We start from the raw sequence: 25315 nt of genomic DNA on the forward strand, positions 1-25315 counted from the left end.
CGGCCAGCGGTCCTGCCAAGCTGGCAAGCTGCCTAGCGGGACTTCTGCAGCACGGCGTAGTACATGCCGTCGAGGTCGCCGTCGCCGGGCAGGATCTGCCAGCCGACGGCGGCAGGTTGACCCACCGGCAGGGTGAACGGCACGGCCTGCGCATCGGCTTGCGCGGCCAGCAGTTCGCCGACAATCGCCTCGTTCTCCGCGCGCAGCACCGAGCAGGTGACGTACAGCAGCCGCCCGCCTGGCGCCAGCAGCGGCCACAGCGCGGCGAGGAGACGGCGCTGCTGCGCCTGCATCGCAGCGATGTCGCTCTCGCGCCGGTGCAACCGCACGTCCGGCCGCCGGCGCAGCACGCCGCTGGCCGAGCACGGCGCGTCGAGCAGGATGCGCTCGAACGGCCGGCCGTTCCACCAGCCCTTTGGCGCGCCGGCATCGCCGGTCACGATCTTCGCGTCCAGGCGCAGGCGCATCAGATTCTGACGGATGCGTTCGGCGCGCGACGCGTCGAATTCCAGTGCGGTCAGGTCGATGTCAGCGCGTTCGAGCAGGTGGCAGGCCTTGCCGCCGGGCGCGGCGCAGGCGTCGAGCACGCGCAGGCCGTCGTGCAGGTCGGCGAGGTCGGCGGCGACTTGGGCGGCGCCATCCTGCACCGCGAACAGGCCGTCGTCGAAACCGGGCAGGCGGGTGACGTCGCTGCTGTGCGGCAGCACCAGCGCATCGGCTAGCCAGGGATGCGCAGTCGCGGCGTAACCGGCGGCCTGCAGTCGGGCGATCAGCGTTTCGCGCTCGCTGCGCCGGCGGTTGATCCGCAACATCAGCAGCGGCTCGTTGTTGTCGGCGGCCATTACCGCCTCGGCCTGCTGCGGCCAGTCGCGCTCGAGCGCGGTGGCCAGCCAGGCCGGATGGGCGTGGCGGGTCTGCGGCCGGGCGTCGAGTTTCGCCAGCCGGCTTTCGCACTCGCGCTGCCAGCGCCGCAGCACGGCATTGACCAGGCCGGCCAGCTGCGGTCGCTTCAGCGTACGCACCGCCTCGACCGTGGCGGCCACCGCGGCGTAGTCCTGCAGTTCGAGGATCTCCAGCTGGACCAGACCCAGCACCAGCAGCGCGTGCACGGCCGGGTCCTTGTGGCGCAGGGATTTCTCCAGCAGGTCGTCGACCGCGGGGTCGAAACGCAGCCACCAGCGCGCGCCTTCGCTGAGCAGGGCCATCAGCAGGGCGCGGTCGCGCGGGTCGGGCAGCCGCGGCGCGGAGCGCTCCATCACCTCGCGCAGCGAGGCGCCGCGCAGGGCGATCTCGGCAAGCCCCCTGGCGGCCAGTGCGCGGGTGTCGGCCTTCATCGGCGCTGGCGCAGTTCGGGGCGGGCGTTGAGGTAGTCGATCGCACCGACGCGCTTGCCGCCGGCACGCTGCACCGCGGTGACGCGCAGCGCGCCGTGCCCGCAGGCGAGGTCGATGCCGTCGCGGCTGGCGCCCAGCACGCTGCCCAGGGCGGCGTGGTGATCCGCCTCGATCGCATGGGCGGCCCAGATCCGCAGCGGTTCGCCGGCGATCTCGCCTTCGGCCACCGGCCACGGGTCGAACGCGCGCACCTGGCGTTCCAGCTCGAGCGCGGGACGGTTGAAGTCGAGCTTCGCCTCGGCCTTGTCCAGCTTGTGCGCGTAGGTCACGCCGGCTTCCGGCTGCGGCGTGGCGACCAGTGCTTCGCCGGCCAGCGTGCGGCGCAGGCCGTCGGCCAGTACCTCCGCACCCAGCAGGGAGAGGCGGTCGTGCAGCGAGCCGCCGGTGTCGTCGCGGCCGATCGGGGTGCGTCGTTCGAGCAGCACCGGACCGGTGTCCAGGCCCGCCTCCATCTGCATCAGGTCGACTCCGCTCTCGGCGTCGCCGGCCAGGATCGCGCGCTGGATCGGCGCCGCGCCGCGCCAGCGCGGCAGCAGGCTGGCGTGCACGTTCCAGCAGCCGAGCCGCGGGATCGCCAGCACCTTGCGCGGCAGGATCAAGCCGTAGGCCACCACCACCAGCAGGTCGGGGCAGTAGTCGGCGAGCCGTTGCTGCACCTCGGCGGGCTTCAGCGATTCGGGTTGCTGCACCTCGGCGGGCTTCAGCGATTCGGGTTGCTCCACCGCGATGCCGGCGGCCAGCGCGGCCTGCTTCACCGGGCTGGGCGCGAGCTGGCGGCCGCGCCCGGCGGGTCGGTCGGGCTGGGTATAGACGGCCACCACCTCGGCGCCGCTGGCGCGGCAGGCTTCGAGACAAGGCACGGAGAATTCCGGGGTGCCGGCAAAGACCAGCCGCAGGGGCTGGGGGCTCAAGCGCTGGCCGCCTGCTTGCGATGCTTCTCCAGCCGCTTCAGCAGCAGGCTGCGTTTCAGCGGCGACAGGTAGTCGACGAACACCTTGCCTTCCAGGTGGTCCATCTCGTGCTGCACGGCCACCGCCAGCGGGCCTTCGGCCTCGTAGACGAAGTCCCTGCCGTCGGTGTCCTGCGCCTTCACCTTCACCCTCAGCGCACGGGTGACGTCGGCGTACAGGCCGGGGAAGGACAGGCAGCCCTCCTGGTACACCTGTGCGCCATCCTTCTCGACGATCTCGGCGTTGATCAGCACCAGCGGCTGGTTGCGCTCCTCGCTCATGTCGATCACCAGCACGCGCTGGTGCACGTTGACCTGGGTGGCGGCGAGGCCGACGCCGTTGGCGGCGTACATGGTTTCGAACAGGTCGGCGACGAACTGCTTCAGCTTGGCGTCGAACACGGTCACCGGCGTGGCGCGGGTGCGCAGTCGGGGGTCGGGGAATTCAAGAATGGACAACAAGGACATTGGGATCACCTCGGCGCCGAAAGTGCGGGCGAATTGGTAAAAAGCCACCCGAAGCGCCATCTAGAATGGATCTTATTGTACGTCGGCAAACGCCCGAGTACAGACGATTTTTGCCAACTCGCGCCTGTTGCGAGCGTTAACCATTCGGTTACACTCGACCGAGCATCTGGGGAAGGGGGATTCCCGCCAATGATCAAGAAAATTATCGTGTTGCTGGCCGGCATGCTGGTCACCGTGGCCGTGTATGCGGCCGGTGCGCAACTGCGGGCCGATCATCCCGACAGCTACACCGTGCGCCGGGGCGACACCCTCTGGGATATCTCCGCCAAGTTCCTGTCCAAGCCGTGGCTGTGGCCGGAAATCTGGCAGGCCAATCCGCAGGTGCGCAACCCGCACCTGATCTACCCCGGCGACGTGCTCAACCTGTCCTTCATCAACGGGCCGCGCCTGGGCCTGCAGCCGAGCGTGCATCGCGAAGGCGAAGCGGTGCCTGCGATCCCGCTGTCCGAGTTGCGGATGTTCCTCAAGGACATGCGGGTGATGGACTCGAAGGCGGTCAGCTCCGCGCCGTACGTGGTTGGCCTGGAGGAATCGCGCCTGCGTGGCGCGGTCGGCCAGAACATCTACGTGCGCGGCCTGCAGGGCGAACCGGGCCAGCGCTGGGCGATCGTGCGGCCGAGCCACGTGTTCCGCGGCTTCAATCAGGGCGACGCGGCCAGCGCCGATCTGGTCGCGCATGATCTGGACAGCAACGCGGCGATGGTCAACGCGCCGTGGCGCGAGGATTCGCGCAACGACGGCCACTACGGCAAGGGCGACGACCTCGGCGTCGAGGTCAGCGTGATCGGCACCGCCGAGACGCTGCGCACCGGCGACCCGGCGACCCTGCTGCTGCTCGGCGCCACCCAGGAGATCCGCAGCGGCGATCGCATCATGCCGATCGACGACAAGCCGTACGACGCCTACTACTACCCGCATGCGCCGAAGTCGGTGCCGGCCAACGCCAAGGTGATCGGCTTCGCCGACGCGATGGACGCGGCCGGGTCGCGCCAGGTGGTCATGTTGTCGATCGGCGCGAAGGACGGCGTGGACAACGGCCAGACCTACACGATGATGCAGCCCGGCGAGACGATCCACGACGACGTGGCCAGCAACAGCTGGCGGCGTGGCGTGGGCGAGAAGGTCAAATTGCCCGACGAGTACATCGGCCACGTGATGGTGTTCCGCACCTTCGACCGGGTCAGCTACGGCCTGGTGATGGACGGCCTGCGGCCGGTGCACGTCGGTTCCCGTCTGGTTCTGCCCGAATAAGAGCCTGCGACCAGCGTTGCGGCATCTGCCTACGGGACGGCGCGGCTTCCACCGCGCCGTTTCCTTTGCGGCCCGCTCCGTAAACTGCCGCCATGAGCATGGACGATCCTGATGAACTTCGCGCCTGGCTGATCGCCTTGCGCACGCCCGGCCTCGGCCCGGGCGGCCTGCGCGAGCGGCTGGATGCGGCCGGCGGCGACATCCGCGCCGCGCTGGCGCAGTTGCGTCGCGACGCGGCGCGGCTGGACGAGCTGGCGCAGGCTTGGTTGGCGCGGCCGAACGAGGCGCGACTGGACGCCGACCTGACCTGGCTGGCCGAACCCGGGCATCGGCTGCTGCGCTGTACCGAGGCGGATTTTCCGCCGCAGCTGGAGCACATCCCGCAGCCGCCGGCGGTGCTGTTCGTGGTCGGCGACGCCGGCTTGCTGCTGTATCCGCAGGTGGCCATCGTGGGCGCGCGCGGCGCCAGTGCGGTGGGCCTGACGCATGCCCGCGCGTTCGCGCTGGCGCTGGCCGAAGCCGGTTTCGCCATCACCAGCGGCATGGCCGACGGCATCGACGGCGCCGCCCACCTGGCCGCGCTGGATGCCGGCGCGAAGACGCTCGCGGTGGTCGGCACCGGCGCGGACCGGGTGTACCCGCGCAAGCACCATGCACTGGCCCGGCGGCTGGCCGCGCAGGGCGCGCTGGTCAGCGAGTTCCCGCCCGGCACGCCGGCGCGCCCGGACCACTTCCCGCGGCGCAACCGGATCATTGCCGGACTGGCGCTGGGCACGCTGGTGGTCGAGGCTGGCCTGCGTTCGGGCTCGCTGATCACCGCCCGGCTGGCCGCCGAGCAGGGCCGCGAGGTGTTCGCGCTGCCCGGTTCCATCCATCATCCGCTGGCCCGCGGCTGCCACCGGCTGATCCGCGATGGCGCCCGGCTGGTCGAGACCGCCGCCGAAATTGTCGAGACATTGACATCGGCAGCGCGCATGCTTGGCGGCGAACTGGCCGCGCGGCTGGATGCAGCCGGCGGTGCGGCGGCCGGCGTGTCGCGGATCGCGGGCGGCGACGCGGCAAGCGCACCTGTCGGCGCCGACGGCGACCCCGGGTATCGTTGGCTTTTGACCGAACTTGGCCATGAACCAGCGACATTGGACGAACTTGTGCAACGTACCGGGCAGTCCGCTGCTGCACTTTCCTCGATGCTGCTGATGCTGGAACTGGAGGCGAGGGTGGCGAGCCTGCCGGGTAACCGCTACCAGCAATTGCCCGGCGGCTGAGTCGCCATCGGGCGCTGTTTGCGGGGGTACCGGGCTTGACAGTCGTTGGCGCGGCATGGTTTCAACTATATATATATGCCCGGCACGGAAGCGCCGGTGATTCACTTTCGGATATCCAGCTTCATGGCAAAAAACCTGCTCATCGTCGAATCACCGGCCAAGGCCAAGACGATCAACAAATACCTTGGCAAGGACTTTCAGGTCCTCGCCTCCTATGGCCACGTGCGCGACCTGAAGCCGAAGGAGGGCGCAGTCGACACCGAGCACGGTTTCGCGATGGCCTACGAGGTCATCGAGCGCAACGAGAAGCACGTCGACGCGATCGCCAAGGCGGCCAAGCTGGCCGACGACATCTATCTGGCGACCGACTTGGACCGCGAAGGCGAGGCGATCAGCTGGCACATCAGCGAGATCCTCAAGCAGCGCGGTCTGGTCAAAGGCAAGCAGATGCACCGCGTGGTGTTCTCCGAGATCACGCCGAAAGCGATCAAGGCCGCGGTGGCCGCGCCGCGGCAGCTCTCGCACGACCTGGTCGACGCCCAGCAGGCGCGGCGCGCGCTGGACTACCTGGTCGGCTTCAACCTGTCGCCGGTGCTGTGGCGCAAGGTGCAGCGCGGGCTGTCCGCCGGCCGCGTGCAGTCGCCGGCGCTGCGCATGATCGTCGAGCGCGAGGAAGAGATCGAGGCGTTCAAGGCGCGCGAGTACTGGACCATCGAAGCCCAGCTCAAGCACGCCGAAGGCGACTTCACGGCGCGCCTGTCCAGGCTCAACGGCAAGAAGTTCGAGCAGTTCGACCTCACCAGCGAGGCCGACGCACTGGCCGCCCGCGACGCGCTGAAGCAGGCTGCGCGCGGCCGCCTCACGGTCAGCGAGGTCAGCTCGAAGGAGCGCAAGCGCCGTCCGGCCGCGCCGTTCACCACCTCCACCCTGCAGCAGGAAGCGGCACGCAAGCTCGGCTTCACCACCAGCCGCACGATGAAGGTGGCGCAGGGCCTGTACGAGGGCGTGGCGCTGGGCAGCGAAGGCAACGTCGGCCTGATCACCTACATGCGTACCGACTCCACCATGCTCGGCGACGACGCGGTGGCCGAACTGCGCCAGCTGATCGCCCGCGACTTCGGCAGCCAGGCGCTGCCGGATGCGCCGCAGGTGTACAAGACCAAGTCGAAGAACGCACAGGAAGCGCACGAGGCGATCCGCCCGACCTCGGCCATGCATACGCCGAAATCGGTGGCGTCCTTCCTCAACGACGACCAGCGCAAGCTGTATGAACTGATCTGGAAGCGCACCGTCGCCTGCCAGATGATCCATGCCACCCTGAACACGGTCACCGCCGAATTCGCCGTGCGCGGCGTGGCCGGCGGCGACGCCGCGTTCCGCGCCAGCGGCACCACCGTGGTCGATCCCGGCTTCCTCGCCGTGTACGAGGAGGGCCGCGACCAGAAGGGCGCCGAGGACGACGACGAGGGGCGCCGGCTGCCGCGCCTGGCGGTGGACGAGCAGGTGCCGCTGCACGACATCGCCGCCGACCAGCACTTCACCGAGCCGCCGCCGCGCTACTCCGAGGCGAGCCTGGTCAAGACGCTGGAGGAATACGGCATCGGCCGTCCGTCGACCTATGCCAGCATCATCCAGGTGCTGCAGAACCGCGAGTACGTCTTCCTCGACAGCCGCCGCTTCAAGCCCAGCGACGTCGGTCGCGCGGTCAGCAAGTTCCTTACCCAGCACTTCACCCGCTACGTCGATTACGACTTCACCGCGAAGATGGAAGACGAACTCGATGCGGTCAGCCGCGGCGAGGAAGCCTGGGTGCCGCTGATGGAGCGCTTCTGGCAGCCGTTCAAGCAGCAGGTGGACGAGAAGACCGAATCGGTCGACCGCAGCGAGGCGACCGGCGCGCGCGAGCTGGGCAGTGACCCGAAGAGCGGCAAGCCGGTATCGGTGCGGCTGGGCCGGTTCGGGCCGTATGCAGCGATCGGCACCAAGGACGACGAGGACAAGCCGCAGTTCGCCTCGTTGCGGCCCGGCCAGAGCATGCACACGATCACCCTGGCCGAGGCGCTGGAGCTGTTCAAGCTGCCGCGCCAGCTGGGCAGCGCGCCGAATGGCGAGGAAGTCAGCGTGGCGATCGGCCGCTTCGGCCCGTTCGTCAAGCAGGGCGGCACCTATGCCTCGCTGAAGCCCGAGGACGATCCGTACACGATCGAATTGCCGCGCGCGCTGCAGATCGTGCAGGACAAGCTGGAGATGCTGGCCAACCGCGTCATCCTCGATTTCGGCAACGGCGTGCAGGTGCTGAACGGCCGCTACGGTGCCTATATCACCGACGGCGAGAAAAACGCGCGCATCCCGAAGGAACAGGAGCCGAAGGAGCTGACCGAGGCGCAGTGCCTGGAACTGCTGGCTGCGGCGCCGGTGCGCAAGGGCCGCTTCGGCAAGAAGACGGCGGCCAGGAAGACGGCCGTGAAGAACGCCGCGCCGGCGAAGAAGGCGGCGGTGAAGAAGGCTGCCGTCAAGAAGACCCCGGCGAAGAAGACGGCAGCAAAGAAGACCGCGACCAAGAAGGCCGCCGTAAGGAAGCCTGCGAAGGGCAAGGCCGGGGCCTGAGTGCCGCAGCGCTTCACCCTCGCCGAACTCGACGGCGCCGTCGCGCTGCTGCACGGCGGCGGCGTGCTGGCCTATCCCACCGAGGCGGTGTTCGGCCTCGGCTGCGACCCGCACGACCGCGCCGCGTTCGAGCGCGTGTTTGCCCTGAAGCAGCGTCCGGCGACCCAGGGCGTGCTGCTGATCGCCGCCGATTTCGCCCAGGTCGAGCGCTACATCGAACTTGGCGCGGTGCCGGACGAGGTGCTGCGCGAGGTGCGCGCGAGCTGGCCCGGCCCGTACACCTGGATCTTCCCGCGCTCGGCCGAGGTGCCGGCCTGGGTTGCCGGCGCGCATGCCGGCATCGCCTTGCGGGTCACCGCACACGGGCCCGCCGCCGCGCTGTGCCGCGTGTTCGGCGGCGCGCTGGTGTCGACCAGCGCCAACCCGCACGGTCAGCCGCCGGCGCGCAGTGCGCAGACCGTGGCGGACTACTTCGGCGACGCGCTGGATGGCCTGCTGGACGCCCCGCTGGGCGGCCAGGCCAGTCCCACGGTGATCCGCGATGCGCTGTCGGGCGCTATCATCCGCGCCTGAACGTTCAGGGGGCGTGCCGGTCATGCATCAGCTGAACCGGAGTGGGATGTCGGCGATGGCCGTTCATGCCGCCGTTCGCCGTGCGGCGCGATGCTGCCGGGCGTGACGCACCGAGGATCAGGAGACCGCACTTGGCCATCGTTTACGACACCTACCAGCGCGAGGCGCCGCTGCGGTTGCCGCTGCTCGGCGCGGACGACCCGGCGCGGGTGGTGGCCTGGCGCCACGGCGCAGCGGTAAGCGCAGCGCGCTTCCTGGCGCAGGTGCAGGCGGTGGCGGCGACCCTGCCGACTGCCGCCGCCGCGGTGAACCTGTGCGAGGACCGCTATGCGTTCCTGGTCGCGTTCTGCGCCATCGCGCTGCGCGGCCAGGCCAACCTGCTGCCGTCGTCGCGTGCGCCGCAGGCGGTGGACGAGGTGATGGCGGCGCACCCGGGCTGCTATGCGCTGGGTGAGCAGGCGCTCGACCCGGCCCCGCGCGGCTACCGGCAGCTGTCGCCGCTGGATGGCGCCGCGGCAAGGGAACCCGCCGCGCCCTGGCCGACGCTCCCGGCCGGGCAGGTGGTGGCGATCGGCTACACCTCCGGCTCCACCGGCACGCCTGGCGCGAACCCGAAGAGCTGGGCCAGCTTCCACGCCAGCAACGCCGGCAACCTGGCGCGGCTGCGCGCGCTGGCCGGGCCGCGTTTCGGGATCGTCGCCACGGTGCCGCCACAGCACATGTACGGCATGGAGATGTCGGTGCTGCTGCCGCTGCTGGGTGGTGTCGGCGTGCATGCCGGGAGGCCGTTCTTCCCGGCCGACGTGGCCGCCGCGCTGGCCGAGCTGCCGGCGCCGCGCGTGCTGGTGACCACCCCGGTGCACCTGCGCGCGCTGGTCGAGTCGGGCATTGCGCTGCCGCCGGTCGCCGCGCTGCTGTCGGCCACGGCGCCGCTGCCGGCGCAACTGGCGCGCACCGCCGAGCAGCGCTTCGGCGCACCGCTGCTGGAGGTGTTCGGTTCCACCGAGACCTGCGTGTTCGCCAGCCGCCGCCCCGCCGTGGACGAGGGCTGGTCGCTGTACGACGGTGCCAGCCTGCACCCGCAGCCGGACGGCACGCTGGTGCAGGCGCCGCAGCTGGACGCGCCGGTGGCGCTGGCCGACATCGTGAGCCTGTCCGACGGCGGCCGCCGCTTCCGCCTGTGTGGCCGCCACGCCGACCTGCTGGAGATCGCCGGCAAGCGTGCCTCGCTGGCCGACCTCACCCGGCGCCTGCTGGCCATCCCGGGCGTGCGCGACGGCGCGGTGTTCCAGCTCGGCGGCGGCGACGCGCTGGGCGTGCACCGCATCGCCGCGCTGGCGGTGGCGCCGGGGCTGGACGAACACGCCATCCTCGATGCATTGCGCCGCGCGATCGACCCGCTGTTCCTGCCGCGCCCGCTGAAACTGGTCGAGGCGCTGCCGCGCAACGAGACCGGCAAGCTGCCACGCGCGGCGCTGCTGGCGCTGCTTGGCCAGCACGACGATGAATGAGCCGTCGGCCCGCGCCAGGGCGTGCGGCTTCGCTGCCGTCGGCTGACCGCGCAGCCGCTACAATGCCGGGCTGCGCCGGCTGGCGCGCCTCACTCGGAGCAGCCCAATGAAGGTCCTGGTCATCGGCGGCGGCGGTCGCGAACACGCGCTGGCGTGGAAGCTCGGGCAATCCCCGCAGGTCGACGAGGTGATCGTGGCGCCAGGCAACGCCGGCACCGCGCGCGAGCCGGGCGTGCGCAACGCCGAGGTGGCCGTGGACGATCTCGACGGCCTGCTGCAGCTGGCGAAGCGAGAAAAGGTCGGGCTGACCGTGGTCGGCCCCGAGGTGCCGCTGGTGGCCGGCGTGGTCGACCGCTTCCGCGCCGCCGGCCTGCGCATCTTCGGCCCGCGTGCTATCGCCGCGCAGCTGGAAGGCTCCAAGGCGTTCGCCAAGGATTTCCTGCGACGGCACAACATTCCCACCGCGCACTACGCGGTGTTCACCGAACTCGATCTAGCGCTGGCCTACGTGCGCCAGCAGGCCCATCGAAGCGGGGGCGCGCCGATCGTGATCAAGGCCGACGGCCTGGCCGCCGGCAAGGGTGTGGTGGTGGCGCTGACCCTGGCCGATGCGGAACTGGCGCTGCACGACATGCTCGGCGCGCATGCGTTCGGCGACGCTTCGGCGCGGGTGGTGGTCGAGGAGTTCCTCGACGGCGAGGAAGCCAGCTACATCGTGATGAGCGACGGCAGCCACGCGCTGCCGATGGCGTCCAGCCAGGACCACAAGCGCCGTGACGAAAACGACCTCGGCCCCAACACCGGCGGCATGGGCGCGTACTCGCCGGCGCCGGTGGTCACGCCGGAGGTCGAGCAGCGCATCCTCAGGGAAGTCATCGAGCCGACCCTGCACGGCATGGCGGCCGAGGGCGCGCCGTTCATCGGTTTCCTCTATGCCGGTCTGATGATCGACAAGTCCGGCGCACCGAAGGTGATCGAGTTCAACGTGCGCTTCGGTGATCCGGAAACCCAGCCGATCCTGCTGCGGCTGAAGTCCGACCTGGTCGAGCTGATCGACGCGGCGCTGGACGGCCGGCTAGAGCAGACCCGCGCGCGCTGGGACGCGCGTCCGGCGATCGGCGTGGTGATGGCGGCCGGTGGCTATCCGGGGCGGGTGCGCCTGGGCGACCCGATCGAGGGCCTCGACCTCGCGGCAGGCGCCGAGGTCAAGGTATTCCATGCCGGTACCCGGCTCGACCCGCAGGGGCGGGCGGTTACCGCCGGCGGCCGCGTACTCACCGTGTGCGCGCTGGGCAACGACCTCGCGGCGGCACGCGAAAGCGCCTATGCGACGCTTGGCCGCATCCATTACGACGGCGCGTTCTGCCGGCGCGACATCGCGCATCGGGCTCTGCACCGGCCCTGAGCCGCGCCCGCTGGCCGCATACGCCGACGCATGGTAGCCCATCAGATGGCTTGACTTTTCCGCGCAGCGCTTTTTGGGCTATGCTTGAAACTTCCCCCGCGTAGAGTCGTGGCGCAAAGCGCCTGAACGACTTCGTGCTTGATTTCACGCTTTGACGAGGTTTTCCCATGCGCAAGATGGTTTTGTCGCTGATGTCGGTTGCGGCATTGGCTCTGGCGGGTTGCAGCAACGCTCCCAATCCGTCGGAGTCGACGGGCTCCGCGGCGCCTGCCGCCGCGAAAACCGCTTCGGCGGCACCTCAGATCCCGAGCCAGGTGAGCGGCACGATCACGCTGCGCGCCGGTACGCCGGCGCCCTCGTCGAACGCCACCCTGGTGCTGAACCTGGCCGACGTGTCCTCCACCGCGACGGGTTCCGCCCCGCTGGCCAGCAAGACTTCGCCGGCCGGCGCGTTCCCGCAGCCGTTCACGCTGAGCTTCAACCCGGCCGAAGTGAAACCGGGCGACCTGTACGTGATCCAGGCCACCCTGACCGACGGCGACCGCAAGTACACCATGCCGATCCAGGCGCCGGTGCTCGCCAAGGGCAGCAAGAACGATGGCGTGGCGATCGAGCTGATGGCGGAGCAGACGCCCAGCGAGAAGATTCTGGCCGAATTCGCCGAGGCGAAGGCGCAGATCGGCGGCATGAAGATCAGCCACGGCACCAAGCTGGAGGCCAACGATTCGCGCGGCTGGCAGCTGTTCCGCCAGGCCGGCGAAGTGAAGTACATCCGCGAAGAGGTCGACTACGGCGACAAGGGCTATACCAGCACCGACTATGCCTACAAGGATGGCAAGCCGTGGGCGGTCGTGCAGGAGACCAAGGCCAGCCGCGCCGGCAAGCCCAGCGCGATCGACCGCGCCGGCTGGAGCGACGACGGCACGCTGGTGCTGAAGCAGCACCAGGTCGGCAGCGACGTGCAAGCGCTCGATCCGGCGGCGGCAGGCACGCTGAAGAAGCAGGCCATCGCCATCCTCGGCATGGCCACCGGCGGCAAGAACAAGTAAGCGGTTTCGGCTCCCGCCTCGGGCGGGTGCCCCGACAAAAAAAGCCGCCCGCAATGCGGGCGGCTTTTTTCATGCGGCGGCCCGGCCGGGCCGCGATGCCGGTGGTCAGAGGTTGATCCGCACGCCCATGTTGACGCTGTTGTACTTCTGGCTGTTGTCGCTGAAGCGCCCGCTGTAGCCGATCCAGCTCTGTACGCTCGGGGTCAGCTGGGCGGACAGGCCCAGCGTCGCGGTGCCCCAGCTCTGGTCGGGGTTGAAGCCGGACAGGGCGAACGTGCCGTTCATGCTGTTCAGGCCGGCGCTGACCATGCGCGGGTCGGCCTTGCTGTCGTGGTTCCAGGCCAATTCGACATAGGGCGACATCAGCAGGTTGTTGACCTGCCACTGGCCGCGCAGGCGCCAACCCAGCGTGGCCAGCAGCGAGTCGCGCTGCTGCCGCCCGAACCACATGGCGCTGCTGTCATTGCCGTTTTCGCTGTAGCCGCTGACCTTCACGGTCTGCCAGTCGAGGTTGGCGAATGGCCCGGTCTGCAGCTTGTCGGAAAGGTCGAACCACCAGCCGCCGGTGACGCCGCCGCCCAGGTGCGAGCCGTCGGTCTTGCCGGTTTCGGTGCGCTGCGCGGCACCGATGCTCATGCGGCGTTCGATGTTCTTGAAATTGGACTGGCCGAAGTTGACGTAGCCACCCACGTAGCCGCCGCCGTTGTGGTAGCCGAGATAGCCCAGGCCGCTGATGTCCTGCAGCTTGTAGCCGCCGCCACCGGAAAAATCGGCGTTGTGCTGGCCGATGCCCAGCGCCATGCCGGCGGTGACATGCTCGCCGGCGAAGAAGTTGGCGCCCAGGGTGAAGTTGAAATTGTCGCTGTTGGTGCGTGGGGAATGGCCGCTGGCGTCGAAGCGCTGCTTCGCGTAGTCGATGTTGACGAAGGTACGCACGTCGCCGTCCTTGCCGGTGGTCAGCATCTGCTCGCGCATGACGCGGTTCTGCGCGGTGCTGGCGGCCAGCGGCGCCTCGCCGAGCAGCGAGATCTGCCCCGGCGCACGGAGCACCGACAGCACGTACTGGCCGAGCATCGCGTCGGCGGCGGTAGTCGGATGCACGCCATCGGCGAACAGGTAGGTCTGGTTCGTGCCCGCCGCGTAGCTGTAGGGCAGGCCCGAGCCCTGCGGGCCGCACTGGATCGAACTGCCGCTGCACGCCGGCGTGGTGACGTTGCTGAAGCCGTAGGCCGAAGGGTTGGCGACCGCCTCGTTGAGCAGGGCGAAGGTGTTCACTGGAATGATGTTCAGGCCGTTGTTGCTCAACTGCATCAGCCCGCTGTTGAGCACGCCGTTGTAGAGCACGGCGAGCTGGCTGGCGCCGGCCTGCGCGGCGGCGCCGCCGGCGGCGGACGCGGGCGTCTTGCCGAGGTCGGGCAGGTTGTAGACCACCACGTACCGTGCGCCGGCGGCCTGCAGCGCGCCCAGCACGCCCAGCTCGGCCTGCGCCGCGCTGGCGGTGCCGGCGGCGATCGCGTTCGGGTTGGTCAGCGCTCCGCTCAGATAGAAGATGTCGTTGGCGCCGCCCCAGACCTGGTACAGGGCGTTGCCGTCGGCCTTGCCGCCGGTCGTGCCGAGATACATCTGCAGCTGTTGCGGAATGGTCGGCACCGCGGCCACGTTGTTGACGAAGCCGGCGCCGCCCCAGGCGAAATCGGTACCGCCGGCCGCCGATGGCTTCAGCGTGAAGCCGAGGCCGGACGCCACGTTCTCCGCCGTGGTGGTGCCCGGGTTGGTGGTGAAGCGCAGCGGCGGCTGGATGCCGGGCGCGGTGGCCAGCGAGATGTTGCCGTTGTCGCTGAGGCTGTCGCCGAAGACGATGACGTTGCTGAAATCGGTGGCCGCGGCAGCCGTGCTGAACAGCAACGCGGTGGCGATGGCGCCGGCCAGATGGCGGGGACGAAGCATGCTGACACTCCTTCGGCCGGGATGGCCTTGTTAGTCTGAAGTTACGTTACGGCATTCCATACGGAACCGCATGCTGCAGCGCATCGCCGCCGTATGCAAGCAAGTCGCGGGGAATTCAGCGCTTGCCGGCGCGCGCGAACGCGTCGGCAAAGGCATTGCTGGCCGGGGCGGGAGCCGGTTTGGGCGCGCCGCCACCCGGGCGCGGGCCGCGGTTGTCGCGCTGGCCGCCGCGGGTATCGTTGCCGGCGGCGCCCGCACGGCCGCCACGCGCCTGGCCCGGCTCGTCGTCCAGCCGCATGCTGAGGCCGATGCGCTGGCGCGGCAGGTCCACCTCCATCACCTTGACCTTGACGATGTCGCCGGCCTTCACTGCGTCGCGCGGATCCTTCACGAAGGTATGCGACAGCGCCGAGACATGCACCAGCCCGTCCTGGTGCACGCCGATGTCGACGAACGCGCCGAACGCGGCGACGTTGGTGACGCGGCCTTCCAGGATCATGCCGGGGCGCAGGTCCTTCAGGTCCTCCACGCCTTCGGCGAAGCTCGGTGCGACGAACGCCGGGCGCGGATCCCGGCCCGGCTTTTCCAGCTCCTTCAGGATGTCGCGCACGGTGGGTACACCAAATTTTTCGTCGGTGAACTGTTCGGCTTTCAGGCCGCGCAGGAAGGCGCTGTCGCCGATGATGTTGCGCACCTCGCGGCCGCACTGCGCGATGATCCGCTCGACCACCGGGTAGGCTTCCGGGTGCACCGCGCTGGCATCCAGCGGGTTGTTGCCGCTGGGCACGCGCAGGAATCCGGCGCACTGCTCGAACGCCTTGTCGCCGAGCCGCGGCACCTTCAGCAGCGCCTTGCGGTTGGCGAACGGGCCGTTCGCGTCGCGGTGCTTCACCACGTTCTCGGCCACCGAGGCGGACAGCCCCGCCACGCGCGAGAGCAGCGCGGCGGAAGCGGTGTTGACGTCCACGCCGACCGCATTGACGCAGTCCTCCACTTTCGCGTCCAGCGCGCGCGCCAGCTTGATCTGGTTCACGTCGTGCTGGTACTGGCCCACGCCGATCGCCTTGGGCTCGATCTTCACCAGCTCGGCCAGCGGGTCCTGCAGGCGCCGTGCGATCGAGACGGCGCCGCGCAGGCTCACGTCCAGCTCAGGGAACTCCTTCGCCGCCAGTTCCGAGGCGGAATACACCGAGGCGCCGGCCTCGCTCACCACGACTTTCGAGAGCTTCGCCTCGGGCAGCTTCCTGATCAGTTCGCCGGCCAGCTTGTCGGTCTCGCGCGAGCCGGTGCCGTTGCCGATCGCGATCAGGTCCACGCCGTGCTGCCGGCACAGCTTGGCCAGCGACACCAGCGATTCGTTCCACTGCCGCCGCGGCTCCAGCGGGTAGATCGTGTCGGTAGCCAGCAGCTTGCCAGTGGCGTCGACCACCGCGACCTTGCAACCGGTGCGGATGCCGGGGTCCAGCCCCATCACCGTCTTGGCGCCGGCCGGTGCGGCCAGCATCAGGTCCTTCAGGTTGTCGCCGAACACGCGGATCGCCTCGTCCTCGGCGCCTTCGCGCACACGGCCGAACAGGTCCAGCGTGAGGTGCAGGTGCAGCTTCACCCGCCAGGTCAGGCGCACCGTCTCGCGCAACCACGCATCCGCGGCGCGGCCGCGGTTGTGGATGTCGGCATGCGCGGCGACACGGCCTTCGCCCTCGGCATGGCCCTGCTCACTGTCTGCGGCGGGCGCGAGCTCGAGTTCGATCACGCCCTCGTTGCGCGCGCGCATCAGCGCCAGCAGGCGGTGCGAGGGAATCTTCGCGATCGGTTCGACGTGGTCGAAGTAGTCGCGGAACTTCGCGCCTTCGTTTTCCTTGCCTTCGACCACTTTTGCGCGGATCTGCCCCTGCGCCCACAGCCAGTCGCGCAGCTCGCCGACCAGGTGCGCGTCTTCGGCGATCGACTCCATCAGGATCGCGCGCGCGCCGTCCAGCGCGGCGCGCACGTCGGCCACGCCCTTGTCCGCATCGACGAACGCTTCGGCGAATGCCTCCGGCGTGCGCGTGGGATCTTCGCGCAGGCCCGTCGCCAGCGGTTCCAGCCCGGCTTCGCGGGCGATCTGCGCCTTGGTGCGGCGCTTGGGCTTGAACGGCAGGTACAGATCCTCCAGCCGCGCCTTGGTATCGGCGGCGAGCAGGTCGGCCTTCAACGCATCGCTGAGCTTGCCCTGCTCCTCGACGCTGGCGAGGATCGCCGCGCGTCGCTCTTCCAGCTCGCGCAGGTAGCGCAGGCGTTCCTCCAGCAGGCGCAGCTGGGTGTCGTCGAGGCCGCCGGTGACCTCCTTGCGGTAGCGGGCGATGAACGGCACGGTGGCGCCGCCGTCGAGCAGGTCGACCGCCGCGCGTACCTGTTCGGTCTTGGCGACGATGTCGTTGGCAATGCGTTGTTCGATGCTGAGCATGGGCGGTGATCGGTTCCTGGCGACGGCGTGGTGCGCCGGATGAAAAGATGAAGCGGCTGATGATACCAAGCGATGCCGCCGCAGCCGCCGCAGAAACGAGAACGGCGCCGCGGATCGACCGCGGCGCCGTGGTTGGAATCAACGCCAGCTCAGGCGCTGAACGAGTTGCGGCTGTCGGACGCCGACGGGTTGGGCTTGAACTCGCTGGCGCGGCCGTTCAGCACCAGGGTGCCGCAGATCATGTCGTGCAGACCCTGCTTGCGCTGCGTCCAGGCAACCATCAGGAAGCCGATACCGAGGATGATGGCGCTGAGGAACTTGGCGAAGTAGCGGCCCAGCGCGCGCGGGAAGCTGATCCGCCGGCCTTCCAGGTCGGTGACCCGGATGCCCAGCGCCAGCTTGCCCAGCGTGCCCTGCCAGGCCGAGCTTTCGCACACGGTGAAGTACAGCACGCCGAGCACCACGATCAGCAGCATCGCCGGCCACATCGTGGCGTAGTAATGCATGTTGGCGGCCATCATGGCGTCCGGGTTGCCGACCGCGTCGAGGCTGGCCTGCTTCAGCGCCGCCTTGGCGTCGTCGCCGTCGAACGCCTTCTCGATCAGCATCTGCGGGATGTACAGCACGATCGCATCGAGGATGTAGGCGGCCACACGCTTCCAGAAGCCGGCGTAGTCTTCCAGCGCGGCGGCGGTGGTCTGCGGCAGCAGCGGGGCGGAAGGCGCAGCGTAGGGATTGGCGCTTGTCGGCGGCGGCGCGGCCGCCACGTCGGGGAACAGCACCGACAGCGGCTGCCAGTCGGCCAGGCCTTCGTGCCAGGCAAGATCGTCGTGGCTTACCTGGCCGCTGCGCAGCCACTGGCGCACATCGTCTTCCTTGTACGGGCCGTGCCGTTCGCCGTCGCGGCCGATCCAGATTTCCATGCGTGCACTCCCCATGCCGGTGAAAGTGCGCATGATGCCATGAGCGGATTACCGCGCGGAGGTCAGGCGGCGTCGCGGCGCTTCAGATGCACCAGCAGCAGCGAGATCGCCGCCGGGGTGACGCCGCTGACGCGCGCGGCCTGGCCGACCGTGGCCGGCAGCGCACGCTTCAGTTTCAGCAGCACCTCGGCCGACAGCCCGCGCACCTTGTCGTAGTCGAAGCCGACGGGAATCGCCAGCTGCTCGTGGCGGCGCTGGCGTTCGATCTCCCCGCGCTGGCGCTCGAGGTAGCCGGCGTATTTCACCTGCACCTCGACCTGGGCGGCGACGTCGTCGCGCGCCACCGTCGGCCCTAGTTCCGGTACGCCGGCGAGCTTCGCGTAGTCCAGCTCAGGCCGGCGCAGCAGGTCGATGGCGCTGGTCTCGCGGCTGACCGCGATGCCGAGCTGGCGCTCGACCGCGGCGCCGCGCGCATTCGCCGGGGTCACCCACAACGCGCCCAGGCGCTGCAGTTCGCGTTCGACCGCGTCGCGCTTGGCGCGCAGCGCGTCGAAGCGCGCCGGCGTCACCACGCCCAGCTCGAAGCCCTGTTCGGTGAGGCGCAGGTCGGCGTTGTCCTCGCGCAGGTGCAGCCGGTATTCGGCGCGCGAGGTGAACATGCGGTACGGCTCGATGGTGCCATTGCTGGTGAGGTCGTCGATCAGCACGCCGAGGTACGCCTCGTCGCGGCGCGGGTACCAGGGTGCCTTGCCGTGCACCGCCAGCGCGGCGTTGAGGCCGGCGACCAGGCCCTGCGCGGCGGCTTCCTCGTAGCCGGTGGTGCCGTTGATCTGGCCGGCGAAGTACAGGCCCGGGATCGCCTTGGTCTCCAGCCACGGGTGCAGTCCGCGCGGGTCGAAGTAGTCGTACTCGATCGCATAGCCGGGGCGGGTGATGTGCGCGTGCTCGAAGCCCTTGATCGACTGCACCAGTGCCAGCTGCACGTCGTACGGCAGCGAGGTGGAGATGCCGTTCGGGTAGATCTCGAAGGTGTCCAGCCCTTCCGGCTCGATGAAGATCTGGTGCGAGGACTTCTCCGCGAAGCGCACCACCTTGTCCTCGATCGACGGGCAGTAGCGCGGGCCGACACCCTCGATCTGGCCGGTGTACAGCGGCGAGCGGTCCAGCGCGCCGCGGATGATCTCGTGGGTGCGCTCGCCGGTATGGGTGATCCAGCAACTGACCTGGCGCGGGTGCTCGTCGCGCGTACCGAGGTAGGAGAACACCGGCATCGGATCGTCGCCGGGCTGCTCTTCCAGGCCGCTGAAGTCGATGCTGCGCCGGTCGATGCGCGGCGGCGTGCCGGTCTTCAGCCGGTCGGCAGCGACCGGCAGCTCGCGCAGTTTCGCGGCCAGCGTGCTGGCCGGCGGATCGCCGGCGCGACCGCCGGCGTACTGCGCCTGGCCAATGTGGATCTTGCCGGCGAGGAAGGTGCCGGCGGTGAGCACCACGGCGCGCGCATCGAAGGCGAGCCCCATCTGGGTGACCACGCCGCAGACGCGGCCGTGCTCGATGATGAGGTCGTCCACCGCCTGCTGGAACAATTCCAGGTTCGGCTGGGTTTCCACCATGCGCCGGATCGCCGCCTTGTACAGCGCGCGGTCGGCCTGGCAGCGGGTGGCGCGCACGGCCGGGCCTTTCGACGCGTTCAGCGTGCGCCACTGGATGCCGGCGCGGTCGGCCGCGTGCGCCATCGCGCCGCCCAGCGCGTCGATCTCCTTCACCAGATGGCCCTTGCCGATGCCGCCGATCGCCGGGTTGCAGCTCATCTGGCCGATCGTCTCGATGTTGTGGCTGAGCAGCAGCGTGCGCGCACCGGTGCGCGCGGCGGCCAGCGCGGCCTCGGTACCGGCGTGGCCGCCGCCGATCACGATGACGTCGTAGTGGGTCGGATGGCGCATCAAACTGACCTGGGCATGCAGAAACTGACGAAACGGGGCGCCATGGTAGCGCCATCAATGCCTTGCGGGCCGCGCAGGGCAGCTGGCACGCTTCCTGCTTACGGGGAACCAGCACTTTCACGGGCAGACGCTGCGCGACCACGCGCGCCGAGGTCGAACGGACAGGGGTTCGATCGCGTACCAGGAAAGGAAGCAAGACGGCACCCCTCGGGGTGCCGTCGTCTTTTGCGCGGCCGGCAAGGGCCGTAAAGACGAAGCCCCGCGGTGATGGCCGCGGGGCTTCGTGCTGTTAGATCTGGCGCCCGGCGGTCTCAGGAACAGGGGGAATCCAGGATGACCGTGTTGCCGAGCGCCAGAAACCGTAAATCTGCTGGCGCCGCCCCATGGCGGCTGCCGTGGAACGTGGGGCGATATTCACCGCAAACGCGTGAACACGGGGTGACTGAAAAGGAGTTTTGTGCCCGATCGCGGCAGCAGATGACGTGTTGCGTCAGTCGTGTGATTGCCTGCCCAAATTCTCCGTGATCCAGCTCACATATGGCATGGCGGTTGCATCGTCTGCTTACCCACCCACCAGGGAAGTAATGGACATGAGCTTCGACTTCCAACCGGTTTATCCGCACCATGACTTGCTGGTCGAAATCGGCCAGGTCGAGATGGCCATCGACGGACTGAGCGAGCGCGACGACAGCGAGCGCGTGGAGCTGCAGCCGACGCTGGAGTCGCGCATGCAGAGCCTGCTTGAGGCGCTCGATCATCTGGACGTCTGAATGAGATACCCCGCCCGCGTGCATGGCGGCATCGCCGCGCATGCCAGGGCGACCCGGCGGGAGGGTGCAATGCGTCCGCCGCGGTTCAGTGGTTCAGCACGCTGTCGATGATCTCGGCCAGGTTGCGCGAAAGCCCGGGTTGCCGGGCCAATTCCACGATGGCCGCCTGCGCCGCCTCGCGCCGCCGCGGCTCCAACCGCTGCCAGCCGTTGAACGCCGTGGCCAGTCGCGCGGCCACCTGCGGGTTCAAGGCATCCAGCGCCACCAGTCGTTCGCCCAGCAGTCGGTAGCCGGCGCCGTCGGCACGGTGGAAACCGCTCGGGTTGCTGCGCACGAATGCACCCAGCAGCGACTGCACCCGGTTCGGATTCTTCAGCGTGAATGCGTCGTCGCGCTCCAGCTGTCGCACGCGATTCAGCGCTGGCTCGCCCGGCAACTGCGCCTGTACCGCGAACCACTTGTCCAGCGCCAGTGCGTTGCCGGCGTAGCGTTCGCGATAGTCGCGCAGCGCCGCGGCGGCCTGCGCAGCGCCGCTGCGCACCAGCACCGACAACGCAGCGAGACGATCGGTCATGCCGGGGGCGTCGCGGTATTGCGTGGCGGCCAGCGCGCCGGCACCGGTCGGGTCCAGCAGCGCCAGCAGTTCCAGCACGCGGCGCTGCAACCGGCGGCGCGCCTGGCTCGATGCATCGAGCTCGATGCCGGTTTGCGCGAGCAGCGCGAGGTACCGCCGCTGCAGGTTTTCCGCGCCCAGCCGCTCGGCCAGCTGCCGTTGCAGTGCCTGGCGTGATTGATGGATACGCTGCGGGTCGATCGCGGTTTCGCGCTCGGCCAGCTCGATCTCGCCGGGCGGGGTGAGCAGGTCGGCCAGCAACGCGTCGTCGACGGCGGCGCCGTCGAACAACCGCGCCAGTGCATCGCACCAGGCGTGCAGCGCGGCACCGGCGGTGCCGTCGCGCAGCTCCTCGTAGGCGCGTGCGGCCAGCTGCTGGCTGGCTTCCCAGCGGTTGAAGCCGTCGACGTCGTGGGCCAGCAGCAGCGCCAGCTCGTCCGGCGTGTAGTCGTACTCCAGGATCACCGGCGCGGAGAAGCCGCGCAGCAGCGATGGCACCGGCGCGGCGCCGACGTCGGTGAAGACGAAGTTCCGCTCGGCGCGGTCGAGCACCACCACCAGCTCGGTAACTGGTTTGGACGTCTGGCCGTCCAGATGCAGCGGCAGCATGTCGCCGTGCGGGGTGAACAGCGCCAGCTTGACCGGGATCGGCAGCGGCGCGCGGGGCTCCGCGCCGTGGCCAGCCGGGATTTGCTGGGCCAGGGTCAGCGTATAGGTATGGGCCGCTGCGTCGTAGTGCCCGTGCGCCTTCAGCCGCGGCGTGCCGGCCTGGGCGTACCAGGCGAGGTAGGGCGTGAGGTCGCTGCCGTTGGCCTCGCCCAGCGCGGCGAGGAAATCCTCCAGCGTGGCAGCGTGGCCGTCGTTGCGCTCGAAGTAGCGGTCCATGCCGCGGCGGAAGCCGTCCCGGCCCAGCGCACTGGCCAGCATGCGCACCAGCTCGGCGCCCTTCTCGTACACCGTGGCGGTATAGAAATTGTTGATCTCGCTGTACTGTGCCGGGCGCACCGGATGCGCCAGCGGACCGGCGTCCTCGGGGAACTGCGCACGGCGCAGCAGGGCGACATCCTCGATGCGCTTCAGTGGCGCCGAATTCATGTCGGCCGAGAAGCTCTGTTCGCGGAATACGGTGAGGCCCTCCTTCAGCGAGAGCTGGAACCAGTCGCGGCAGGTGACGCGGTTGCCGCTCCAGTTGTGGAAGTATTCGTGCGCCACCACCGCCTCGACGTGACGGTACTCCTCGTCGGTGGTCGAGTCCGGCTCGGCCAGCAGGCACTTCGCGTTGAAGATGTTGAGCCCCTTGTTCTCCATCGCGCCCATGTTGAAGTCGTGGGTGGCGACCACGTGGAACACGTCCAGGTCGTAGTTGCGGCCGTAAGTCTGCTCGTCCCAGCGCATTGCGCGCTCCAGTGCGTCCATCGCGTAGTGGCAGCGCCCGATCGCGTCGGCCTCGGCCCAGATCTTCAACTGCACGGCGCGGCCGTCGGCGGTGACGTAGTCGCGCTCGATCACTTCCAGTCGGCCGGCGACCAGCGCGAACAGGTAGCTCGGCTTCGGGTGCGGGTCGACGAAGCGCGCCCAGTGGCGGCCGCCTTCCAGCTCGCCGGCGCCGTCCGGGTTGCCACCGGCCAGCAGCACCGGGAAGCGGGCGCGGTCGGCGCGCAGGGTGACCGTGTAGCGGGACAGCACGTCGGGCCGGTCGGGAAAGAACGTGATGTGGCGAAAGCCCTCGGCCTCGCACTGGGTCAGCAGGAAGCCGGTTTTGCGCGGGCCGGACAGGTACAGGCCTTCCAGCGCGGTGTTCGCCGCCGGGCGCAGCCGCACACGGGTCTCCAGCACGCTGCCGTCGCGGACGCCGTCCACTACCAGCACACTGTCGTCGTAGCGGTATTCGCCGGCGGACAGCGTGCGACCGTCCAGCGCGATCGCCAGCAGCTGCAGGTTCTCGCCGTCCAGCCGCAGCGGCGCGTCCTGCGCGACGTCGCGGCGCAGATGCAGGCGCGCGAGTACTTCGCTGGCGTCAATGCCGAGGTCGAAGTCCAGCTCGATGGCCTCGACCCGCCAGGCGGGGGCGCGGTAGTCGCGCAGGCGGATCAGGCTCGGGGTGGCGGCTTGCGGCAGTGCATGCATGGGATGGGCGCGGGAATGGGGACCGCTGAGGGTAACATGGGGTGTTGCAGACGCAGGAGAACCCCGTGGACGCGAAGCGTTATGCCGCCGGACAGGACCGCCTGGGCGAGCAGGAGATCGTGGTGCTGGCCGAGCCCGGTAGCGGGCGGTGCGTGCGCATCGCGCGCCATGGCGCGGCACTGCTCGATTTCGAGGTCGGCGCCGCCGGGTCGGTGCGCGACCTCGCCGACGGCTACCGCGATGCGGACGAAGTGACCGCCCGCGCGGGTTCGCGCTTCGCCATCATGGCGCCGTTCGCCGGGCGCATCGCCGACGCGCGCTACACCTTCGACGGCCACGCGCAGGATCTGCAACCCGGCGTGACCGGCGCCGCGCGGGCCAGCCGGCACGGCTTCGTGCGCGACGTGGATTTCGAGCTCGCCGCACTGGCCGCGGACGACGACCGCGCGCAGGCCACCCTGACCACCCGCGCGATCCGCCCGCAGCCCGGCTACCCGCATGCGATCGACCTCGCGGTGACGTTCACCCTGGATGCCGGTGGCCTCACCCTGGAGGCGTGCATGCGCAATGTCGGCGACCGCGCCGCGCCGTGCTTCTTCGGCTGGCATCCGTATTTCCACGTGGCCGACGGTGAGGTCGACGACTGGCAGCTGCAGATTCCTGCGCAGACGCTGATCCGCACTGGTGCCAACCTGATCGCGCTGGCCGGCGCGGAAGCGTATGTGGCGCTGGACGATGCGCCGGCGCTGGATTTCCGCGAGTCGCGGCGGATCGGTGACAGCATCATCGATCAGGGCTACACCGACCTCGACGTCGACGCCGACGGTCGCATCCGCACCCGCCTGCGCAACCCGGTCAGCGGTTTCGCCATCGCGGTGTGGCAGGAGCATGGCGTGATGCACGCGTTCACCGCCGACACGGTCAGCCGCGACGCCCGCCGCGCGGTCGCGCTGGAGCCGATGGAGTGCATGGCCGACGCGTTCAACCGGCCCGAGTGCGCCGCGGCGATCCGGCTCGAACCCGGCGCCGAGCGCCGCTTCCGTTGTGGCGTGGAGATCGAACCGTGATGGATGCCTTGCCCGATTTCGAGCAGATTCTCGATGCCGCCGCGCGCATCGCGCCGTACGCCAGCGTCACCCCGGTGCTGCGCGGCGCGGCGCTGGATGCGCTGGCCGGCGCGGAGCTGCACTTCAAGTGCGAGAACCTGCAGCGTGGCGGCGCGTTCAAGTTCCGTGGTGCCTGCAATGCGGTGTGGTCGCTTGACGATGCGCAGGCCGCGCGCGGCGTGGTCACCCATTCCTCCGGCAACCACGGCAACGCGCTGGCGCTGGCTGCCGCCACCCGCGGCATCGCCGCGCACGTGGTGGTGCCGGAAGGCGCGGTGCGCGCCAAGCTCGAAGCGATCGAGCGCGCCGGCGCCACCCTGCATCGCTGCGCGCCGACCCAGGCTGCGCGCGAGGCGATGTGCGCCGGGGTGCAGCGCGCCACCGGCGCCGAGTTGGTGCATCCGTATGCCGACATCCGGGTGATGGCCGGCCAGGGCACGCTTGCGCTGGAGCTGCTGCGGCAGGCGCCGGGACTGGACGCACTGGTCACGCCGGTCGGCGGCGGCGGCCTGGCCAGCGGCGTGGCGATCGCCGCGCACGGCCTCGACCCGGCGCTGGCCCTGTTCGCCGCCGAGCCGCTCGGTGCCGACGACGCGGCGCGCTCGCTGGCGCAGGGCACGCGGGTCACCACGGTGGTGCCGGATACGATCTGCGATGGCCTGCGCGCGCTGGTTGGCGAGCACAACCTCGACGCGCTGCGCATGCATCGCGTCGAGGTGATCACGGTCAGCGACGCGGAGACCGTCGCTGCGATGCGGCTGCTGTGGTCGGAGCTGAAGCAGGTGGTGGAAGTGTCCAGCGCCACCGTGCTCGCGGCGATCCTCAAGCAGCCGCGGCGCTTCGCCGGCAAGCGCGTCGGCGTGGTGCTGACCGGCGGCAACGTGGATCTCGACGCGCTACCCTGGTGAACC

General features: G+C 69.7%; 18 protein-coding genes. 10 read left to right on the top strand and 8 right to left on the bottom strand.

What is annotated here, in order from left to right; all coding sequences use genetic code 11:
* Nucleotides 1–32: 32 nt before the first annotated feature.
* Genes rsmB through def form a run of 3 tightly spaced genes read right to left on the bottom strand, consistent with a single transcriptional unit; the run spans nt 33 to nt 2811 of the window.
* Nucleotides 33–1334, bottom strand: coding sequence for a 16S rRNA (cytosine(967)-C(5))-methyltransferase RsmB (gene rsmB, locus AC3WTD_RS00060; RefSeq protein ID WP_492612633.1), 1302 nt, complete (start codon nt 1332–1334; stop codon nt 33–35).
* On the bottom strand, nt 1331–2305 hold the full coding sequence (gene fmt / locus AC3WTD_RS00065; RefSeq protein ID WP_492612634.1) for a methionyl-tRNA formyltransferase: 975 nt from the start codon (nt 2303–2305) through the stop codon (nt 1331–1333). The genes rsmB and fmt overlap by 4 nt, the downstream gene beginning before the upstream one ends.
* On the bottom strand, nt 2302–2811 hold the full coding sequence (gene def, locus AC3WTD_RS00070) for a peptide deformylase (protein ID WP_492612635.1): 510 nt from the start codon (nt 2809–2811) through the stop codon (nt 2302–2304). Before def ends, fmt begins: the two co-directional genes overlap by 4 nt.
* A gap of 189 nt (nt 2812–3000) precedes the next feature.
* Between def and AC3WTD_RS00075 the strand changes: the two genes are divergently transcribed.
* From AC3WTD_RS00075 to AC3WTD_RS00105, 7 genes are all read left to right on the top strand, one after another.
* A complete protein-coding gene (locus AC3WTD_RS00075) occupies nt 3001–4122 on the top strand; it encodes a LysM peptidoglycan-binding domain-containing protein (protein WP_027493255.1) in 1122 nt (373 codons plus the stop codon).
* 92 nt (nt 4123–4214) lie between these two features.
* Nucleotides 4215–5387: a DNA-processing protein DprA gene (gene dprA, locus AC3WTD_RS00080; RefSeq protein WP_081666640.1), complete on the top strand. Its 1173-nt coding sequence runs from the start codon at nt 4215–4217 to the stop codon at nt 5385–5387.
* Nucleotides 5388–5510: 123 nt separating this feature from the next.
* Nucleotides 5511–7994 (top strand): DNA topoisomerase I, encoded by a 2484-nt coding sequence (locus tag AC3WTD_RS00085; protein WP_492612636.1) that lies wholly within the window; start codon nt 5511–5513, stop codon nt 7992–7994.
* The gene (gene tsaC / locus AC3WTD_RS00090) at nt 7995–8567 is read left to right on the top strand and encodes an L-threonylcarbamoyladenylate synthase type 1 TsaC (RefSeq protein ID WP_492612637.1); all 573 of its coding nucleotides are present in this window, start codon (nt 7995–7997) and stop codon (nt 8565–8567) included. It abuts the gene before it with no gap.
* 131 nt (nt 8568–8698) lie between these two features.
* On the top strand, nt 8699–10078 hold the full coding sequence (locus tag AC3WTD_RS00095) for an AMP-binding protein (protein ID WP_492612638.1): 1380 nt from the start codon (nt 8699–8701) through the stop codon (nt 10076–10078).
* Nucleotides 10079–10184: 106 nt separating this feature from the next.
* Nucleotides 10185–11483 carry a phosphoribosylamine--glycine ligase gene (gene purD / locus AC3WTD_RS00100; RefSeq protein WP_492612639.1) on the top strand — a complete coding sequence of 433 codons (1299 nt, stop codon included), beginning with the start codon at nt 10185–10187 and terminating at the stop codon, nt 11481–11483.
* Between the two features lie 167 nt (nt 11484–11650).
* Nucleotides 11651–12532: a YbaY family lipoprotein gene (locus AC3WTD_RS00105; protein ID WP_492612640.1), complete on the top strand. Its 882-nt coding sequence runs from the start codon at nt 11651–11653 to the stop codon at nt 12530–12532.
* A gap of 105 nt (nt 12533–12637) precedes the next feature.
* Here the strand turns inward: AC3WTD_RS00105 and AC3WTD_RS00110 are convergent, their stop codons facing one another.
* The 4 genes from AC3WTD_RS00110 to mnmG form a co-directional block, all read right to left on the bottom strand.
* Nucleotides 12638–14479, bottom strand: coding sequence for an autotransporter outer membrane beta-barrel domain-containing protein (locus tag AC3WTD_RS00110; protein WP_492612641.1), 1842 nt, complete (start codon nt 14477–14479; stop codon nt 12638–12640).
* A 115-nt stretch (nt 14480–14594) separates the two neighbouring features.
* On the bottom strand, nt 14595–16925 hold the full coding sequence (locus AC3WTD_RS00115) for a Tex family protein (RefSeq protein WP_492612642.1): 2331 nt from the start codon (nt 16923–16925) through the stop codon (nt 14595–14597).
* 149 nt (nt 16926–17074) lie between these two features.
* A complete protein-coding gene (locus AC3WTD_RS00120) occupies nt 17075–17848 on the bottom strand; it encodes an RDD family protein (RefSeq protein WP_492612643.1) in 774 nt (257 codons plus the stop codon).
* Nucleotides 17849–17910: 62 nt separating this feature from the next.
* The gene (mnmG, locus tag AC3WTD_RS00125; RefSeq protein WP_492612644.1) at nt 17911–19788 is read right to left on the bottom strand and encodes a tRNA uridine-5-carboxymethylaminomethyl(34) synthesis enzyme MnmG; all 1878 of its coding nucleotides are present in this window, start codon (nt 19786–19788) and stop codon (nt 17911–17913) included.
* Nucleotides 19789–20378: 590 nt separating this feature from the next.
* Between mnmG and AC3WTD_RS00130 the strand changes: the two genes are divergently transcribed.
* On the top strand, nt 20379–20558 hold the full coding sequence (locus AC3WTD_RS00130) for a hypothetical protein (RefSeq protein ID WP_235605863.1): 180 nt from the start codon (nt 20379–20381) through the stop codon (nt 20556–20558).
* A gap of 85 nt (nt 20559–20643) precedes the next feature.
* Here AC3WTD_RS00130 and pepN read toward each other — a convergent pair whose 3' ends face one another.
* Complete coding sequence (gene pepN / locus AC3WTD_RS00135) at nt 20644–23298, bottom strand: aminopeptidase N (protein ID WP_492612645.1); 2655 nt, start codon at nt 23296–23298, stop codon at nt 20644–20646.
* 65 nt (nt 23299–23363) lie between these two features.
* Here pepN and AC3WTD_RS00140 point away from each other — a divergent pair, with 65 nt between their 5' ends.
* The gene (locus AC3WTD_RS00140) at nt 23364–24365 is read left to right on the top strand and encodes an aldose 1-epimerase (protein WP_027493266.1); all 1002 of its coding nucleotides are present in this window, start codon (nt 23364–23366) and stop codon (nt 24363–24365) included.
* Nucleotides 24365–25312 (top strand): pyridoxal-phosphate dependent enzyme, encoded by a 948-nt coding sequence (locus AC3WTD_RS00145; RefSeq protein WP_027493267.1) that lies wholly within the window; start codon nt 24365–24367, stop codon nt 25310–25312. Before AC3WTD_RS00140 ends, AC3WTD_RS00145 begins: the two co-directional genes overlap by 1 nt.
* Nucleotides 25313–25315: the final 3 nt, after the last annotated feature.

Source organism: Rhodanobacter sp. FW106-PBR-R2A-1-15, from assembly GCF_058789735.1.